Origin of the sequence: Pseudomonas sp. S07E 245 (assembly GCF_019599025.1) — a bacterium.
Taxonomy (GTDB): domain Bacteria; phylum Pseudomonadota; class Gammaproteobacteria; order Pseudomonadales; family Pseudomonadaceae; genus Aquipseudomonas; species Aquipseudomonas shirazensis.
This window is the reverse complement of the sequence record NZ_CP080625.1, coordinates 4669886-4687515: the sequence shown is the minus strand read 5'-3', so window position 1 is coordinate 4687515 and position 17630 is coordinate 4669886. Positions and strand designations below refer to the sequence as shown.

The 17630-nt window shown below is 63.8% G+C and carries 15 protein-coding genes and 1 pseudogene; 4 read left to right on the top strand and 12 right to left on the bottom strand.

Annotation, left to right across the window (positions count from 1 at the left end; all coding sequences use genetic code 11):
* Positions 1 to 175 precede the first annotated feature (175 nt).
* Positions 176 to 463: a hypothetical protein gene (locus K3F44_RS21575; RefSeq protein ID WP_150571206.1), complete on the top strand. Its 288-nt coding sequence runs from the start codon at positions 176 to 178 to the stop codon at positions 461 to 463.
* On the opposite strand, the gene hutG is transcribed toward K3F44_RS21575, so the two are convergent.
* The 7 genes from hutG to hutC form a co-directional block, all read right to left on the bottom strand.
* A complete protein-coding gene (gene hutG / locus K3F44_RS21570; RefSeq protein ID WP_150571207.1) occupies positions 460 to 1263 on the bottom strand; it encodes an N-formylglutamate deformylase in 804 nt (267 codons plus the stop codon). The two genes, K3F44_RS21575 and hutG, sit on opposite strands and share 4 nt — an antisense overlap.
* A gap of 10 nt (positions 1264 to 1273) precedes the next feature.
* Positions 1274 to 2479, bottom strand: coding sequence for an imidazolonepropionase (hutI, locus tag K3F44_RS21565; protein ID WP_220632931.1), 1206 nt, complete (start codon positions 2477 to 2479; stop codon positions 1274 to 1276).
* Positions 2480 to 2494: 15 nt separating this feature from the next.
* Positions 2495 to 3898: an amino acid permease gene (locus tag K3F44_RS21560; protein ID WP_188035177.1), complete on the bottom strand. Its 1404-nt coding sequence runs from the start codon at positions 3896 to 3898 to the stop codon at positions 2495 to 2497.
* A gap of 154 nt (positions 3899 to 4052) precedes the next feature.
* A complete protein-coding gene (hutH, locus tag K3F44_RS21555) occupies positions 4053 to 5585 on the bottom strand; it encodes a histidine ammonia-lyase (protein WP_101315650.1) in 1533 nt (510 codons plus the stop codon).
* A gap of 72 nt (positions 5586 to 5657) precedes the next feature.
* On the bottom strand, positions 5658 to 7331 hold the full coding sequence (hutU, locus tag K3F44_RS21550) for a urocanate hydratase (protein WP_220632930.1): 1674 nt from the start codon (positions 7329 to 7331) through the stop codon (positions 5658 to 5660).
* A 167-nt stretch (positions 7332 to 7498) separates the two neighbouring features.
* Positions 7499 to 8071, bottom strand: coding sequence for a HutD family protein (locus K3F44_RS21545; RefSeq protein ID WP_150572665.1), 573 nt, complete (start codon positions 8069 to 8071; stop codon positions 7499 to 7501).
* Positions 8068 to 8778, bottom strand: coding sequence for a histidine utilization repressor (hutC, locus tag K3F44_RS21540; RefSeq protein ID WP_178080811.1), 711 nt, complete (start codon positions 8776 to 8778; stop codon positions 8068 to 8070). The genes K3F44_RS21545 and hutC overlap by 4 nt, the downstream gene beginning before the upstream one ends.
* A gap of 145 nt (positions 8779 to 8923) precedes the next feature.
* Between hutC and K3F44_RS21535 the strand changes: the two genes are divergently transcribed.
* Positions 8924 to 10288, top strand: a complete 1365-nt coding sequence (locus tag K3F44_RS21535) for a formimidoylglutamate deiminase (protein ID WP_181088389.1) — start codon at positions 8924 to 8926, stop codon at positions 10286 to 10288.
* 4 nt (positions 10289 to 10292) lie between these two features.
* On the opposite strand, the gene K3F44_RS21530 is transcribed toward K3F44_RS21535, so the two are convergent.
* Complete coding sequence (locus K3F44_RS21530; protein ID WP_150572667.1) at positions 10293 to 10865, bottom strand: lipocalin family protein; 573 nt, start codon at positions 10863 to 10865, stop codon at positions 10293 to 10295.
* Positions 10862 to 11116 (bottom strand): outer membrane protein assembly factor BamE, encoded by a 255-nt coding sequence (gene bamE, locus K3F44_RS21525; RefSeq protein WP_101315637.1) that lies wholly within the window; start codon positions 11114 to 11116, stop codon positions 10862 to 10864. The genes K3F44_RS21530 and bamE overlap by 4 nt, the downstream gene beginning before the upstream one ends.
* A gap of 222 nt (positions 11117 to 11338) precedes the next feature.
* On the opposite strand from bamE, the pseudogene K3F44_RS25180 reads away from it, so the two are divergent.
* Positions 11339 to 12376: pseudogene (locus K3F44_RS25180) on the top strand (cache domain-containing protein); the annotation flags it as partial.
* A 24-nt stretch (positions 12377 to 12400) separates the two neighbouring features.
* Positions 12401 to 13231: a methyl-accepting chemotaxis protein gene (locus tag K3F44_RS25175; protein WP_371918905.1), complete on the top strand. Its 831-nt coding sequence runs from the start codon at positions 12401 to 12403 to the stop codon at positions 13229 to 13231.
* A 53-nt stretch (positions 13232 to 13284) separates the two neighbouring features.
* On the opposite strand, the gene K3F44_RS21515 is transcribed toward K3F44_RS25175, so the two are convergent.
* The 3 genes from K3F44_RS21515 to K3F44_RS21505 all read right to left on the bottom strand — a co-directional run bounded on the left by K3F44_RS21515 (position 13285) and on the right by K3F44_RS21505 (position 17522).
* Positions 13285 to 13881 carry a DUF924 family protein gene (locus K3F44_RS21515; RefSeq protein ID WP_101315633.1) on the bottom strand — a complete coding sequence of 199 codons (597 nt, stop codon included), beginning with the start codon at positions 13879 to 13881 and terminating at the stop codon, positions 13285 to 13287.
* 3 nt (positions 13882 to 13884) lie between these two features.
* Positions 13885 to 14895 (bottom strand): class 1 fructose-bisphosphatase, encoded by a 1011-nt coding sequence (locus K3F44_RS21510; RefSeq protein WP_101315630.1) that lies wholly within the window; start codon positions 14893 to 14895, stop codon positions 13885 to 13887.
* A 176-nt stretch (positions 14896 to 15071) separates the two neighbouring features.
* Positions 15072 to 17522: a glycogen/starch/alpha-glucan phosphorylase gene (locus K3F44_RS21505; protein WP_188035175.1), complete on the bottom strand. Its 2451-nt coding sequence runs from the start codon at positions 17520 to 17522 to the stop codon at positions 15072 to 15074.
* Positions 17523 to 17630: the final 108 nt, after the last annotated feature.

Sequence of the window (17630 nt, the reverse complement as noted above, 5' to 3'; positions counted from 1 at the left end):
TGAAGGGCTATTCTTCGGCTGCCGCCATCATAAACCCGAATCATGTCAGGGCGCATCGGCAACACACGCTAACAGTCTGCGCCACCTGCGCAGTGCTACCGCCTTTAGGATAGCGACCCACTCTTTCAACAACCGGAAACACCCTAAGAAAATCCTGCATGTCGCCCTGCTGGCGTTGCTCGCGCCTGCTGCGTTCGCTGCTTCCGACGACCCGCGCCTGGAGCTGCGCAGCGCCATGCTGATGGCCGATGCGGCCCAGCAAGCCGCCGTAGCGCAGGGCTACAACATCGTCATCAGCGTGCACGACCAGCACGGCAATCTGAAATACCTGCGGCGCGACGCAGGCGCTGGACAGCGCTTTTGCCGCCGCTGGAGTGCAGGCTTACCAGGCGCCCGCGCCCGAGTGAAACCTGCGCCTGCCTGGTCTCGAGCAACTGCACAGCCCTGCGCCGTGCGCGTCTAGCGCGCGTACCGCGCCTGCCCCCAGGCAAGCATCACTTCGAGCAACTGGCGCAGCACTGCCTGAGTAGGCTGGGCCAGGTCTTCACGATAGGCGAACGGCTCGGTTTCGTTCATGTAGGTGCTTTGCGCCAGCTCCAGCTGCACGGCATGCACGTGTTGGTCCGGTGCACCGTAGTGTCGAGTGATATGCCCGCCCTTGAAGCGTCCATTGAGCACATGGCTGTAGCCCGGCGCCTGGGCGCAGGTGCGCTGCAGTTGCTCGGCCAGTGCCGCGTCGCAACTGGCGCCATTGAAGGTGCCGAAGTTGAAGTCAGGAAGTTTGCCGTCGAACAGGTGCGGGATGTACGAACGGATCGAATGTGCATCCCACAGCAGTGCATAGCCGAACTCTTCACGCAGACGCGCCAGTTCCCCGCGCAGGGTGTCGTGGTAGGGGCGCCAGATCTGCTCGAGATACTCCGCCCGCTGCGCCGCAGACGGCGCAAGGCCGGCAACGAACAGCGGCTCGCCGTCGAACAGGGTGGCCGGAAACAGCCCGGTGGTGGCCCCGGCATACAACGGCTGGTCATCTTCTGGCCGATTGAGGTCGATGACGAACCGCGAGTACTCCGCGGCGACCACGCTGGCACCCAGTTCACGGGCGAAGTCATACAGCCGTGGGATATGCCAGTCGGTATCGGGCAAGCTGCGCGCCTGTTCGACCAGGCCGTCGCGCACGGCGGCGGTCAAACCGAGGCCGGCGTGGGGCATGCTGATCAGCAGCGGCAGGCGGCCTTGGTGAAAGCTCAATACGTTGTCCATGAGGCCTCGCTCAAAAAGTTGATTGCACACCGCCGCGCACTACCCGCTTGGGCAAGTCGCCGCCCAGCCAGTACGCGAGGTCGGCCGGGCGATCGATCTGCCAGGCGACAAAGTCGGCGACCTTGCCGGCTTCCAGCGTGCCGTGAGTGCTGCCCAGGCCCAGTGCCGTGGCGGCATGCGCGGTAACCCCGGCCAACGCCTCTTCAGGGGTCATGCGGAACAGCGTGCAGCCCATGTTGAGCATCAGCCGTAGCGACAGGGCAGGCGAGGTGCCAGGGTTGAGGTCGCTGGCCAGGGCGATCTTCACCCCGTGCCGACGCAGCGCGTCCATCGGTGGCAGCTGGGTTTCGCGCAGGAAGTAGAACGCGCCCGGCAGCAGCACCGCGACGGTGCCCGCCGCGGCCATGGCAATGGCGTCGTCTTCGGTCATGAACTCCAGGTGATCGGCCGACAGCGCCTGATAACGGGCAGCCAGGCTGGAGCCGTGCAGCGATGACAACTGCTCGGCATGCAGCTTGACCGGCAAGCCCAGTTCGCGGGCCTTGATGAACACCCGCTCGACCTGCGCCGGCGAGAACGCCAGGTGTTCGCAGAAGGCATCGACCGCATCGACCAGGCCTTCGCCGGCCAACGCTGGCAGCAGCTCGTCGCAGATATGCTGGATGTAGTCATCGGCGCGCCCGGCATATTCCGGCGGCAGCGCATGGGCAGCCAGGCAGGTGCTGCGCACGGTCAGCGGCAGCGCTTCGCCCAGACGCCGAGCGACGCGCAACATCTTGCGTTCGTTGACCAGGTCCAGGCCGTAGCCTGACTTGATCTCAAGGGTGGTCACCCCATCGCGCATCAACGCTTCGACCCGCTGCCGGGCGCTGGCCAGCAGCTGCTCTTCGCTGGCCGCGCGAGTGGCGCGCACGGTGCTGGCAATGCCGCCGCCCTGGGCGGCAATCTCGGCATAGCTGACACCCTGCAAACGCTGCTCGAACTCGCCACTGCGGTTACCGCCAAACACCGCATGGGTGTGGCAGTCGATCAGCCCCGGGGTGACCCAGGCACCGCCCAGATCGACCGTCTCCAGGTCGGCCTGTGGCGCCAGCTCGGCGCGTGGGCCGATCCATTCGATCAGACCGGCGCGGGTGATGATCGCCGCATCCTCGATGATCGAATAGCTGCCGCCGACCATGCTTGCCACATGGCAGTGCTGCCATAACGTTGCCATACACTTCCTCCGTTACTAGCGGTGCAGCTCGGCCTGCTGCTCGGCCAACTGACCCTGACCTGCACGCGGCTTGCACCAGAGCAGGTAGGACGCGACCAGAAACACCACCCACACCACCCCGACCAGCAACGCTGCCTGAGTATCCGGGAAGTAGCCGAGCACACCAAAGATGAACACCATGAAGGCAATCGCCAGGGCCGGCCCATAGGGCCAGAAAGGTACCGGGAACTTCAGTTTGGCTGCTTCCTCACGGCTCATGCTGCGGCGCATCGCCACTTGAGTGAGCAGGATCATCAGCCAGACCCAGACCGTGGCGAAAGTGGCGATCGAGGCGATCAGCAGGAACACGTTCTCCGGGATCAGATAGTTGAGCACCACGCCGATCAGCAGCGCCGCGCCCATCACTACCACCGTCAGCCACGGCACACCGTGTTTGGACAGCTGGGCGAAGCCACGCGGGGCATGGCCCTGCTGGGCCAGGCCGTACATCATGCGCCCGGCACCGAAGATGTCGCTGTTGATCGCCGACACTGCCGCAGAAATCACCACTACGTTAAGCACAGCAGCAGCCGAACCGATGCCAAGGTTGCTGAATATCTGCACGAACGGGCTGCCTTGGCTGCCGATCTGCGGCCATGGGTACAGGCTCATCAGCACAAACAGAGTCAGCACGTAGAACAGCAGGATACGCAGCGGCACGGCGTTGATGGCCTTGGGGATGACCCGCTGCGGGTCTTTCGCTTCGCCAGCAGTGATACCGATGATTTCGATACCGCCAAAAGCGAACATCACCACGGCAAACGAGGCGATCACCCCGGCAATGCCGTTGGGCATGAAGCCGCCATGCTCGAACAGGTTGCTCACGCCGACCGCCGAGCCACTACCGACCTGGCCCATGCCGAAGGCCATGATGCCAAGCCCGGCGAGGATCATCGCGACAATCGCCCCGACCTTGAGCAGCGACAGCCAGAACTCCATCTCGCCGAACACTTTGACGTTGCACAGGTTGAGCCCGCCGATCAGGAAGACGATGCCCAGCACCCAGATCCAACGTGCCACTTCAGGGAACCAGAAGCCCATGTAGATACCGAAGGCGGTCACGTCGGCGATACAGACAATGATCATCTCGAAGGCGTAGGTCCAGCCCAGCACAAAGCCGGACATCGGCCCCAGGTAGGTACTGGCGTATTGGCCAAAGGAGCCGGCGACCGGGTTGTGCACGGCCATTTCGCCGAGCGCGCGCATGACCATGAACACGGCGGCGCCACCGATCAGGTAGGCCAGCAGTACCGCTGGGCCGGCCATCTGGATGGCTGAGGCAGAGCCATAGAACAGCCCGGTGCCGATCGCCGAGCCGAGCGCCATGAAACGGATGTGGCGGGACGTCAGCCCGCGTTTTAGACCTTGAGATTGTTGCATGCTGCGTCCCTTTTATTTTTATGGACGGATTAGCGCGTTGGGGCCGCTTTGCGGCCCTTCGCGGGTGAACCCGCTCCCACAGGATTTGCAGCGCCGCTGTAACCTGTGGGAGCGGGTTCACCCGCGAAGGCCTGCGCAGCAGGCCCCCAGCTTTTCACAGGCTTGGCAATACTCCAGCCGGCAACAACCCGGTCAGCGTGCCTTCGGCCAGCAGCGCGCTGGCCATTTCAATATCCGGCGAGAAGAACCGGTCACGCTCGTAGTGGGCAACCTTGGCACGCAGGGCGCGGCGCGCCTGCTCCAGCTTGGCCGAGGTTTTCAGGCCCTTGCGCAGGTCCAGGCCCTGGCAGGCACCGAGCCATTCGATGGCAAGCACGCCACGCGTGTTCTCGGCCATTTCCCACAGGCGCTTGCCTGCTGCCGGCGCCATCGACACGTGGTCTTCCTGGTTGGCCGAGGTCGGCAGGCTGTCGACGCTGTGTGGGTGCGACAGCGCCTTGTTCTCACTGGCCAATGCTGCGGCGGTGACCTGGGCGATCATGAACCCGGAGTTGACCCCACCGTTTTCGACGAGGAACGGCGGCAGCTGGGACATGTGCTTGTCCATCATCAGTGAAATGCGACGCTCGCTCAGCGAACCGATCTCGGCAATCGCCAGGGCCAGGTTGTCAGCGGCCATGGCCACCGGCTCGGCGTGGAAGTTGCCGCCGGAAATCACATCACCTTCGGCGGCGAACACCAGCGGGTTGTCGGAGACAGCGTTGGATTCGATCGCCAGCACTTCCGCGGCCTGACGCAACTGGGTCAGGCAAGCGCCCATCACCTGTGGCTGGCAACGCAGCGAGTACGGGTCCTGGACCTTGCCGCAGTTTTCGTGGGAGCGCGACACTTCGGTCGAGTCACCGAGCAGGTCACGGTAGCAGGCCGCGGCGTCAATCTGGCCGCGCTGGCCGCGCACTTCATGGATGCGTGCATCGAACGGCGAGCGCGAGCCCAGCGCGGCTTCGACGGTCAGGCCGCCGCAGGTGATCGCGGCGGCAAACAGGTCTTCAGCGTGGAACAAGCCGCGCAGGGCATAAGCGGTAGACGCCTGGGTGCCGTTGAGCAAGGCCAGGCCCTCTTTGGCGGCCAGGGTCAGCGGTTCGAGGCCGGCCACAGCCAGTGCTTCGTTAGCTTCCAGCCACTGCCCCTTGTAACGAGCCTTGCCCTCGCCGAGCAGCACCAGTGACATGTGCGCCAGCGGCGCGAGGTCGCCGGAGGCGCCGACCGAGCCTTTCAGCGGAATGTGCGGATAGACTTCGGCGTTGACCAGGCTGATCAGCGCATCGATGACCTTGCGCCGAATGCCGGAGAAACCACGGCTGAGGCTGTTGATCTTGAGCACCATGATCAGCCGCACCAAAGCGTCGTCCAGCGGCGCGCCGATGCCTGCGGCGTGCGACAACACCAGTGAACGCTGCAGGTTCTCGAGGTCTTCACGGGCGATGCGGGTCGAGGCCAGCAGGCCGAAACCGGTGTTGATGCCGTAGGCGGTGCGGTCTTCGGCGAGAATCTGCTCGACACAAGCGACGCTGGCATCGATCGCCGGGCCCGCGCTGTCATCCAGGCGCAGCTTGACGGGTGCGGCATGAATGGCGCGCAGCTGGGCCAGGGTCAGGGTACCGGGCTTGAGGGTCAGTTCGGTCACTTCGCTACTCCATTGGCGGGGCCCGCAGGCCCCTTCTTGTTATTCAGTATCGGCGTTGTCGGCGGCGGCTGATCAGCCGTTGATCATCGGCAGATCGAGGCCCTGCTGGTTGGCGCAGTCAACGGCGATCTGGTAGCCCGCATCGGCGTGGCGCATGACGCCGGTGCCCGGGTCGTTGGTCAAGACGCGAGCAATACGCTCGGCAGCTTCATCGCTGCCATCACAGACGATGACCATACCCGAGTGCTGCGAGAAGCCCATGCCAACGCCGCCGCCGTGGTGCAGCGACACCCAGGTCGCGCCGCTCGCGGTGTTGAGCAAGGCGTTGAGCAGCGGCCAGTCGGACACGGCGTCGGAGCCATCCTGCATCGATTCGGTTTCGCGGTTGGGGCTGGACACCGAACCAGAGTCGAGGTGGTCGCGGCCGATCACGATCGGTGCCGACAACTCACCGCTGCGGACCATCTCGTTGAAGGCCAGGCCGAGCTTGGCACGCTGGCCCAGGCCAACCCAGCAGATCCGCGCCGGCAGACCCTGGAAGCTGATGCGCTCACGGGCCATGTCCAGCCAACGGTGCAGATGGGCATCGTCGGCGATCAGCTCTTTGACCTTGGCATCGGTCTTGTAGATGTCCTCGGCGTCACCCGAAAGCGCCACCCAGCGGAACGGGCCGACCCCGCGGCAGAACAGCGGGCGGATATAGGCCGGGACGAAGCCTGGGAAGTCGAAGGCATTGCTGACGCCCTCCTCCATGGCCATCTGGCGAATGTTGTTGCCGTAGTCGAAGGTCGGCACGCCTTGCTGTTGGAAGTCGAGCATGGCTTTGACGTGCACCGCCATCGACTGCTTGGCGGCCTTGACCACTGCCGCCGGGTCGGTCTGCGCACGGTCGCGGTACTGCTCCCAGCTCCAGCCAGCAGGCAGGTAGCCGTTGAGCGGGTCGTGGGCGCTGGTCTGGTCGGTAACCATGTCCGGGCGCACGCCACGCTTGACCAGCTCAGGCAGGAGTTCGGCAGCGTTGCCGAGCAGGGCAATCGAGATCGCCTTGCCCTCCTGGGTGTATTTGGCGATACGCGCCAGGGCGTCATCGAGGTCGCTGGCCTGTTCGTCGACATAACGGCTGCTCAGGCGGAAGTCGATGCGGCTCTGCTGGCACTCGATGTTCAGCGAGCAGGCACCGGCCAGGGTTGCGGCCAGCGGCTGTGCGCCACCCATGCCGCCAAGGCCTGCAGTGAGCACCCACTTGCCTTTGAGGCTGCCGTTGTAATGCTGGCGGCCGGCCTCGACGAAGGTTTCATAGGTGCCCTGGACGATGCCCTGGCTGCCGATGTAGATCCAGCTGCCTGCGGTCATCTGGCCGTACATGGCCAGGCCCTTGGCATCCAGTTCGTTGAAGTGTTCCCAGTTGGCCCAGTGCGGCACCAGGTTGGAGTTGGCGATCAGCACGCGCGGGGCGTTGCTGTGGGTCTTGAACACGCCCACCGGCTTGCCCGACTGGACCAGCAGGGTCTCGTCGTCTTCCAGGCGGGTCAGGGTCTCGACGATCTTGTCGTAGCTCTCCCAGTTGCGCGCAGCACGGCCGATGCCGCCGTACACCACCAGCTCCTTGGGGTTCTCGGCCACTTGTGGGTCGAGGTTGTTCATCAGCATGCGCAGCGGCGCTTCGGTCAGCCAGCTTTTGGCGGTCAGCTTGTTGCCACGTGGGGCACGGATTTCTACGTCACGGTATTTGTTGTTGTCAGTCACGGGAGAGGTCCTTTGCGGTCATCCGACGGCGGGGTGTCGATGAGTAATATACAAACACACCTTTACTTGTATGTACAAGCATGGACAACCAAATTATTCGGAGCTCGCCGTTAGATAGCCGGGGGCGCTACGCACCCCTTTCCGACCGGTCCGGCGCCCCGGCAATCTCAAACCGTGATCAATTCAATCAGGCAAAACCGCCCCTGCACGTCCAACTCCAGCAACCCGTCGTTGCCCTCCAGGCGCAAACAGTCATACAACCCCAGCCGCTGCAGCTCGCGCCCGGCCATCTGCACTTCAACCTGGCTACCAGCGGCAAACAGCAACAGCGTCGACGCCGAGCTATACAGGCGGCTGGTGCCATCGAACCACTGCAACCGCGCCCGATAGCGCTGCGGCGCGTAGATCAGGTTGAAGTCGCGGATCATCCCGCCCAGCAGCTTGCACTGAACCTGGCTCTCGCCGCCGAAGGCAAACGCATCGAACGCCAGCAACGGCCGGCTGAGCTGGCCGTCGACCACCAGACGCATGCCATCCCCCTGCAGCACACTGATGATCCGCTGGTACCCGGCAAAGCTGGAAAAGCCGCCCGACTCTTCGATATCGGCAATCGACAGGCGCCAGCCAAATCCATCCAGGCCATCGCCAGCATCGCGGGCGATCTCTTCGGTAAACCCGCCGCCGTTCTTCCATGGCATGCGCGGGTAATCCGCCGCGTGTAGCAACTGCATCTGGCTCATTTGCTGAAGCGTCCTTCCAGGCGATGGCGGGAACCGGGGTGAATCAGGCGTGCGGCGGTGACCGGCTGGCGACCCGACCAGGTGCGGCGGCGGATCAGCAGGCATGGCTCGCCGGCATCGATCTGCAGCAGGCGACACTCGTCCGGCTCGGCCAGAATCGCCTCGACCACGTGCTCGCCTTCAGTCAGTGGCGCCACCTGCGACAGGTAGGCATAGGGTGTCTGCCGGGTAAAGTCCTGCTTGAGGTAGTCCGGGGCAATCGCGGCGTTGACGTAGCGATCCTCGATCTGCACCGGCACGCCGTTTTCGTAATGCACGATCAACGAGTGGAATACCCGCTGGCCTTCGCGCATATCCAGCGCCAGGGCGCGCTCGGAACCTGCGGCCTCTTCGCCGAGCACGATCACCTGGCAACTATGCTGATGGCCACGGCCGGCGATCTCGTCGGCAATGTTGTTGACCTCGAACAGCGCGGAACGGCTCTTGGGCTCGGCGACGAACGTGCCGACCCCCTGCATGCGCACCAGCAACCCGTCAGCAGTCAGCTCGCGCAGGGCGCGGTTGATGGTCATGCGGCTGAAACCCAGCTGGTTGACCAGCTCGCTCTCGGACGGCACCCGGTGATGCGGCGGCCAGCTGCCGTTTTCGATCTGCTGGACGATCATCTGTTTGACCCGGGCATACAGCGGCGCCGGCCCTTCGCCCATCTGGGCAACCAGCGCGGAGACAGGAGGTGTCGGCACGGCTTTGATCCTTGTGCGGTTTGAGTGAGCAGTAGCTTGCCGCAGTTTACCGGGCAGGCAAACGCCTGTATATGTATATACAAGCTAACAAGAACAGGAAGATGCTTACATGTCCGTGTACTTTGCCGAGCGCGCGCTGCTCCCCAGCGGTTGGGCGCGCAACGTCCGTCTAGAGGTCGACGCCCAAGGCCAGCTTGCCAGCCTGCAGGTCGATGCTTCGGCAGACGGCGCCGAGCGCCTGGCCGGGCCGCTGCTGCCGGGCATGCCCAACCTTCATTCGCACGCCTTCCAGCGCGCCATGGCAGGCCTGGCAGAAGTGGCCGGCAACCCCAACGACAGTTTCTGGACCTGGCGCGAGCTGATGTACCGCATGGTTGGCCAGATCAGCCCGGAACAACTGCAGGTCATCGCCCGCCAGCTGTACATCGAGATGCTCAAGGCCGGCTATACCTCGGTCGCCGAGTTCCATTACGTGCACCACGATCGCGATGGCCAGCGCTATGCCGATCCCGCCGAGCTGTCACGGTGCATCAGTGCCGCCGCCAGCGCCGCCGGGATTGGCCTGACGTTGTTGCCAGTGCTGTACAGCCACGCAGGATTCGGCGGCCAGCCCGCCAGCGAGGGCCAACGCCGCTTTATCAATAGCAGCGAGCAATACCTGCGCCTGCACGAACAGCTCAAACCAGTGCTGGCGGCACAACCGGCGCAGCGCCTGGGCTTGTGCTTCCACTCGCTGCGCGCGGTCACTCCCGAGCAGATTGCCACGGTGCTGGCCAGCGGCGAGCAGGACTGCCCGGTACACATTCACATCGCTGAGCAGCAAAAGGAAGTCGACGACTGCCTGGCCTGGAGCGGGCGTCGTCCGCTGCAATGGCTATATGAAAACGTCGAGGTCGACCGCCGCTGGTGTCTGGTACATGCCACCCACGCGGCGCCGGACGAGGTCGCAGCGATGGCCGAAAGCGGCGCGGTAGCTGGTTTGTGCCTGACCACCGAGGCCAACCTGGGCGACGGCATCTTCCCCGCGGTCGACTACCTGGCACGGGGCGGGCGCATGGGGATTGGATCGGACAGCCACGTGTCACTCAGCGTGGTCGAGGAACTGCGCTGGCTCGAATACGGCCAGCGACTGCGTGATCAGCGCCGCAATCGGCTCTATCGCAGCGACCAGCCAATGGTTGGCCGCACCCTTTATGACGCAGCGCTCAGCGGTGGCGCGCAAGCCCTGGGGCAGCCGATCGGCGAGTTGACGGTGGGCAAGCGCGCGGACTGGCTGGTGCTCGACGGTGAGGACCCGTACATCGCTACTGCCGAAGGCGACGCCATCCTCAACCGCTGGCTGTTTGCCGGCGGCGACCGCCAGATCCGCGACGTGATGGTCAACGGCGCGTGGGTGGTGCGCCAGGGCCGCCATGCTCAGGAAGCCGAGAGCAACCGAGCGTTTGCCGAGGTGCTCGGCCAGTTGCTTGGCTGAGGGCTCAGTGTGCGGCGGCGATATCGCGGTCGGCTACGCGCCAGATCAGGCGATTGGTGTCGTAGCCTTGCTGACGCGCCTTGGCCAGCAGGCTCTCGCGCTCCCAGGCCGGCAGGCTCGGCGTACGCGACAGGATCCACAGGTACTTGCGGTCCGGGCTGCCGACCAATGCGGTCTGATAACGCGAGTCGACGTACAACACCCAGTACTCGCCCTTGGCCACACCAGGCGCCAGGCGGGTGAACCAATTGTCGAACTCGACCCAGAGCTTGTCGGTATGCCCGGCCTCCTGCGGCGTGGCGCTGCCTTCGGCGCGGATCCACTGGCCGTCGAGCATGCGGCAACGGTTGAGCACGCCGATGCTGCCATCAGGCCGGGCGTTGTAATGCGCCTCGGATTGCGCGCAGTCGCGCTGGAAGTACATCGGCAGGCGGGCCAGCTCGAACCATTTGCCCTGATAGCGCTTGAGGTCAACGGCGCCTGCCGTCTTCGGCGCCAACGGGTCATGGCTACCCGTGGCGCAGCCGCCCAGCAACAGGCTCAGGCATAGCCCAAGCAGCAGACTCACGTGCCTCATTTAAGGCCCTGCCCGGAGTACATCAATACTTTGTCCGCTGCATACTGCACACTGATGAAGCTGTTCTGGTCACCCCAGGTGCAACTGCTCATGCCCAGCGCGCCCGAGCACTCGGTAGGTGTACCCAGCAGTTGTTCGACCGCCGCGCGGTTCATGCCGGCGCTGAGTTTGGAGTAATTTTCCTGGTTGATCTTGCTGCACGCAGTCAGCACGACGCACAACGACAACAGGGCGAGGGAACGCAACGACATGAAGGGACACTCCTGGACACGGACATCAGGCGAGGCGCCTGTGGAGACCTTGGAGAGCAAAAAGCCTCCGTGGTTCCCTGACCGCAGCGCTTAAATGCCGGCCGTTGGTCGTCTGACCGGCCAACGACTCATGTTTTACCCGCACAAGTCGACACAACGAGCAGTGGAGCAGCAGCCTGCCCTACCCCCTGCCCTTCGACGTGCATTCGCGCAGACTCAGCCATGACCAAAAATCTCAAGTTCAGCCACAAGATCCTGCTGGCCGCAGCCCTCGTAGTCGCGGTCGCCTTCACCTGCTTCGTACTTTTCAACGACTACCGGCAACGCCAGTCGCTGCGCAGCGACACGCAGACGTCGCTGCAGGACCTGGGCAGCCTGACTGCAGGCAACATCCGCAACTGGCTCGACAGCCGCGTGCAGGTGCTCGACAGCCTGGCCCAGCAAGTGGCCGTCGATGGCCCCGGCAAGCCGAGCCTGGACCGTGCCCTGGCACTGCCGGTGTATGCCAACAACTTCCAGCTGAGCTACTTCGGCGGCCAGGACGGCAGCATGCAATCGGTACCCGCCGGCAACCGCGCCGCCGACTACGACCCGCGCCAGCGTGGCTGGTACAAGGCGGCAACTGCTGCCAACCAGACTATCGTCACCGAGCCGTACATTTCCGCCTCGGCTGGCAAGCTGGTGATCACCCTGGCCACGCCGGTGCAACAGGGCGGTCGCCTGCTCGGCGTGAGTGGCGTCGACACCGACCTGCAGACCATCAGCAAGCTGATCAACGCGCTGGACTTCGATGGCAATGGCCACGCCTTCATCGTCAACGGCGAAGGCAAGATCATGATCCACCCCAAGCCTGAGCTGGCCCTGAAAACCCTCGCCGATCTGTTCCCTGGCGACACGCCGCAGATCAGCAGCGGGCTGAAGGAAGTCGAGTTCGACGGGCGCAAGCAGTTCATCAACTTCACCCACGTCGACGGCATCTCGTCGGTCGACTGGTATGTCGCGCTGGTGCTCGACCAGGATGCCGCCTTCGCCATGCTCGGCGAGCTGCGCACGTCGGCAGCCGTGGCGACGCTGATCGCGATCATCGCCATCATTGCCCTGCTCGGCCTGCTGATTCGCGTGCTGATGCAGCCGCTGCACGCCATGGGCCGCGCCATGCGCGACATTGCCGAGGGTGAGGGCGATCTGACCCGGCGCCTGACCATCCATGCTCAGGACGAATTCGGCAGCCTTGCCCAGTCGTTCAACCGCTTTGTCGAGCGTATCCACCAGTCGATCCGCGAAGTGGCCTCGGCGACCGGCCAGGTGAATGCCGTGGCCGGCCAGGTGGTGACTGCCTCCAACGCCTCGATCAACAACGCCGATCAGCAGTCGAGCCGCACCAGCAGCGTTGCCGCTGCAATCAATCAGCTCGGTGCCGCCGCCCATGAAATCGCCCAGAACGCCGCGCTCGCCTCGCAGCATTCGACCGCAGCGCGCGGTCTGGCCGAAGAAGGCCAGCAGGTGGTCGGGCAAACCATCAGCACCATGCATCAGCTGTCGGCGCGCATCAGTGACTCGTGCGAGAACATCCAGACACTCAATTCGCACACCAGCAACATCGGCCAGATCCTCGATGTGATCACCGGCATTTCGCAGCAAACCAACCTGCTCGCGCTGAACGCTGCCATCGAAGCCGCCCGCGCGGGCGAGGCCGGGCGTGGTTTTGCCGTGGTTGCCGATGAGGTGCGCAGTCTGGCCCACCGCACTCAGGAATCAGCGCAGCAGGTACAGCGTTTGATCGAAGAGCTGCAGGCCGGGGCGCAGATGGCGGTCAGCACCATGAACCAGAGCCAGCAGCAGAGCGAGCACAGCGTGGGGATTGCCAACCAGGCCGGTGAACGCCTGGGCAGCGTGACCCAGCGCATCGGCGAGATCGACGGCATGAACCAGTCGGTTGCCACCGCCACCGAAGAGCAGACGGCGGTGGTCGAGTCGATCAATCTCGACATCAGCGAGATCAATACGCTGAATCAGGAAGGCGTGCACAACCTGCAGAGCACCTTGCGTGCCTGCAACGACCTGGAACACCAGGTCGAACGGTTGCAACAGTTGGTTGGCAGTTTCAGAATCTGAGCCGGGTGCTGCCCCATTCGCCTACGCAGATGGGGCAGCCGCTCAGCGCTGCATCAGAACCGTGAACCCGGCTCGAGCAGGAAATCCATCTCTTCATCGGTGCTCGGACGGTCCAGCAGCAGATTGCGCTGCGGGAACCGGCCAAAGCGCTCGATCACGCGCTGATGCTGCTCGGCGTAGTCAAGGAAGCCTTCGAACAGGCGGCGGTTGGCCTCCGGTTGCTCGTCCAGCAACTGCCGATAGCGCTCGACACTAAGGTGCTGCCAGTCGAGCACCTCGGCGTGTTCCAGCACCAACAGCACGAACACCCGCTGGATCGGCAGCAACTGGTAATCCCAGTCATGCTGCAAACCCTGCATGGCCACCACCTGCGCGCGCCGGTCACCTTCAAAGGCGCGCGGCGTGTCGCGGTAGATCATGCGCGGCAGTTGATCGAGCAGCAGGATCAGGCCAAGCCAGCCCTGCGGGCTTTGCTGCCAGTCTTCGAGACCACCCGCCAGGGCCTGCTCGCACAGCGCGCCGAAACGCTCGCGCGCCTCGTCATCATGGTGCTTGCCGAACCACAGCGTGCTCTTCTCGTCAGCCACGGCCTGCGGGCTCTTGCCCGGACCGAACCACCACTCCAGCAACGGCTGCCAAGGTGCGAGCATGATTTATTCCTTGTGGTAGGCCGTAACGCGCTCGACCTCTTGCTTCGAGCCGAGAATTACCGAAACGCGCTGGTGCAGGCTGTCCGGCTGGATGTCGAGGATGCGTTGCTCACCGTTGGTGGCAGCGCCGCCGGCCTGTTCGATGATGAACGACATCGGGTTGGCCTCGTACATCAGGCGCAGCTTGCCTGGCTTGCTCGGCTCACGCGAATCGCGTGGGTACATGAACAGACCGCCACGGGTGAGGATGCGGTGCACATCAGCCACCATCGAGGCGATCCAGCGCATGTTGTAGTTCTTTTTCAACGGCCCGGTTTCACCGGCCAGCAGCTCGCCGACGTAGCGCTGGATCGGCGCTTCCCAGTGACGCTGGTTGGACATGTTGATAGCGAACTCGGCAGTGGTCTCCGGCACCTGGATGTTCTCGTGAGTGAGGACAAAGCTGCCCAGCTCGCGGTCCAGGGTGAAGCCTTTGACGCCGTTGCCCAGGGTCAGGATCAGCATGGTCTGCGGGCCATAGATCGCGTAACCGGCGGCGACCTGCTCGGTGCCAGGCTGGAGGAAGGCGTTTTCGTTGAGGGTTTCGTTCTGGCTCAGGTATTCCTGCGGGCAGCGCAGAACCGAGAAGATGGTGCCGACCGAAACGTTGACATCGATGTTCGACGAGCCGTCCAGTGGGTCGAACACCAGCAGGTAGGCACCCTTCGGGTATTTACCCGGGATCTGGTAGGCGTTGTCCATTTCTTCGGACGCCATGCCGGCCAGGTGACCACCCCACTCGTTGGCTTCGAGCAGAATGTCGTTGGAGATCACGTCGAGCTTTTTCTGCACTTCGCCCTGTACGTTTTCGGTACCCATGCTGCCCAGCACGCCGCCGAGGGCGCCTTTGGACACGTGGTGGCTGATTTCCTTGCACGCGCGCGCCACCACCTCGATCAGGAAGCGCAGATCGGCAGGAGTATTGTTGCTGCGGGTCTGCTCAATCAGATAGCGACTCAGGGTAACGCGGGACATGTATGGCTCCGAAAGGGAAAGAGGGTGAAAAACCCTCGCAGTTTACAGTAATGCCGATGGTTTGGCGTAAAGGCTAGCTAGCAAACACACTCGCCTGGCCGATCAGACGGTCGAACCGGAGTCTAGTTCAGCACGGCACCGGCCGGCGGTCGGCCAGGTGCCCTGCGATGGTCAGCTCAATCCAACGCTTTCCAGATCTCGGTGGCGTACTCGCGTATGGTCCGGTCCGATGAGAACCAGCCCATCCGCGAGGTATTGAGCACCGCCATCCGCCACCATTGTTCCGGCTGATGCCACAGCTCATCGACCTTGCGCTGGGCGTCCCAGTAGGCGTCGAAATCGGCGCAGACCAGGAAGCGGTCATGGTCGAGCAGCGAGTCGATCAACTGGGTATAGCGCGACGGGTCATCCGGCGAGAACACCCCGCTGCGAATGGCGTGCAGCACATCGCTGAGGCGGTGCGACTCGGCCACCGCTGCACTGGCACCAAAGTCACCCGCGCGCTTGCGCGCCTCGACCTGCTGCGCCGTCAGCCCAAAGATGAACATGTTCTCTGCACCGACCTGCTCGCACATCTCGACGTTGGCGCCGTCCAGGGTGCCGATGGTCAGCGCGCCGTTGAGGCCGAACTTCATGTTGCTGGTGCCAGACGCTTCGTAGCCGGCGGTGGAAATCTGCTCGGACAAGTCCGCCGCCGGGATGATGCTCTCGGCCAGGCTGACGTTGTAGTTGGGCAGGAATACCACCTTGAGCAGCCCGCGCACGGTCGGATCGTTGTTGACCACCCGGGCGATGTCGTTGGACAGCTTGATGATCAGCTTGGCCTGGTGATAGCTGGCGGCCGCCTTGCCGGCGAAGATCTTCACCCGCGGCACCCAGTCGGTGCTCGGTTCGGCGCGAATTGCCTGATACAGCGCCACCGTGTGCAGCAGGTTGAGCAGCTGGCGCTTGTACTCGTGGATGCGCTTGACCTGTACGTCGAACATCGCTTCGGGGTTGACCGTCACGCCGACGCGGTCCTGGATGATGCTCGCCAAGGCACGCTTGCTGTGCAGCCGCTGCGCAGCGAACTGCTTGCGAAACGCCGGTTGCTCGGCGAACGGCTCAAGGTCCTTGAGGCGCACCTCGGCGTCATCCAGCACCTCGCGCCCGAGGGCCTCGATCAGCATCGCAGTCAGCTGCGGGTTGGCCTGGTGCAGCCAGCGGCGGAAGGTGACGCCGTTGGTCTTGTTGTTGATCCGATCCGGGTAGAGCTTGTGCAGCTCGGCGAACACCGTGCTCTTCATCAGCTTGCTGTGCAGCGCGGACACGCCGTTGACACTATGCGAACCAAGAAACGCCAGGTTGCCCATGCGCACGCGACGGCCGTTGTCTTCTTCGATCAACGACACCGCGCGCAACACGTCGAAATCGTGTTGGCCTTTGGCCCGCAGGGCATCGATATGGTAGGCGTTGATCAGATAGATGATCTGCATGTGCCGCGGCAGCATGCGCTCCATCAGCGCCACCGGCCAGGTTTCCAGCGCTTCGGGCAACAGTGTGTGGTTGGTGTAGGCCAGGGTACCGACGGTTACTTCCCAGGCTTTGTCCCATGGGATTTCATGCTGGTCGACCAGCAAGCGCATCAGCTCCGCCACCGCAATCGAGGGGTGGGTGTCGTTGAGCTGGATCGCCGCCGCATCAGGCAGGTTGAGCAAGCTCTTGTGCATGTTCAGGTGCCGGCGCAGCAGGTCTTGCAGCGAGGCGGAAACAAAGAAGTACTCCTGGCGCAGGCGCAGTTCCTGGCCCGCCTCGGTGCTGTCGGCTGGGTAGAGCACGCGCGAGATGCTCTCGGCGCGGGCCACCTCGGCGACTGCACCCAGGTGGTCACCGGCGTTGAAGCGCTCCAGGTGCAGCTCTTCCAGCGCGCGTGCACGCCACAGGCGCAGGGTGTTGACGCTGGACCCGCGCCAGCCGACTACCGGCGTATCGTAGGCAACCGCCCGCACGGTTTCGCCAGGGGTCCAGATCTGCCGTTGCTGGCCGTCGGCAGCTGTAACGGTTTCGACGCCACCACCAAAGCTGATCGGATAGATCACCTCGGCCCGCTCGAACTCCCACGGGTTGCCGAAATCCAGCCAGTTCTCGGTTTGCTCCTGCTGCCAGCCATCGACCACGGCCTGGCGGAACAAGCCGTGCTCGTAGCGGATACCGTAGCCATGGGCGGCAATGCCCAGGGTCGACATGCTTTCCATGAAGCACGCCGCCAGCCGGCCAAGGCCACCATTGCCGAGCGCGGCGTCCGGCTCCAGCAGGCGAATACGATCAAGGTCGACACCGAGGCCATCCAGCGCCTCGCGGGCGATTTCCAGGTAGCCGAGGTTGCTCAGGCTGTCGTACAGCAGCCGGCCGATCAAAAACTCGAGGGAAAGGTAGTAGACGCGTTTCTGACTACGTCGGTAGGCCTGCCGGGTGTGGTCCATCCAGTGATCGACCATATGGTCGCGCGCAGCCAGGGCAATGGCTTCGAACCAGTCGTGATCAAAGGCGTGCTCCGGGTCCTTGCCGACCGCGTAGGTCAGCTTGGCCAATACAGCGGCACGGAACTCGGTGACCTCGACGTCACGTGCTTTGGGTTGCTGAGACATGTGACATCCTCGGGCAAGTGGGCGAAGGCAGGAGAGTGTTCAGACTAGACCCTTCGACAGGGGCTGGCAGTTGTTGTTCGCAGTTTTCATGCCGACAAGCATAATCGG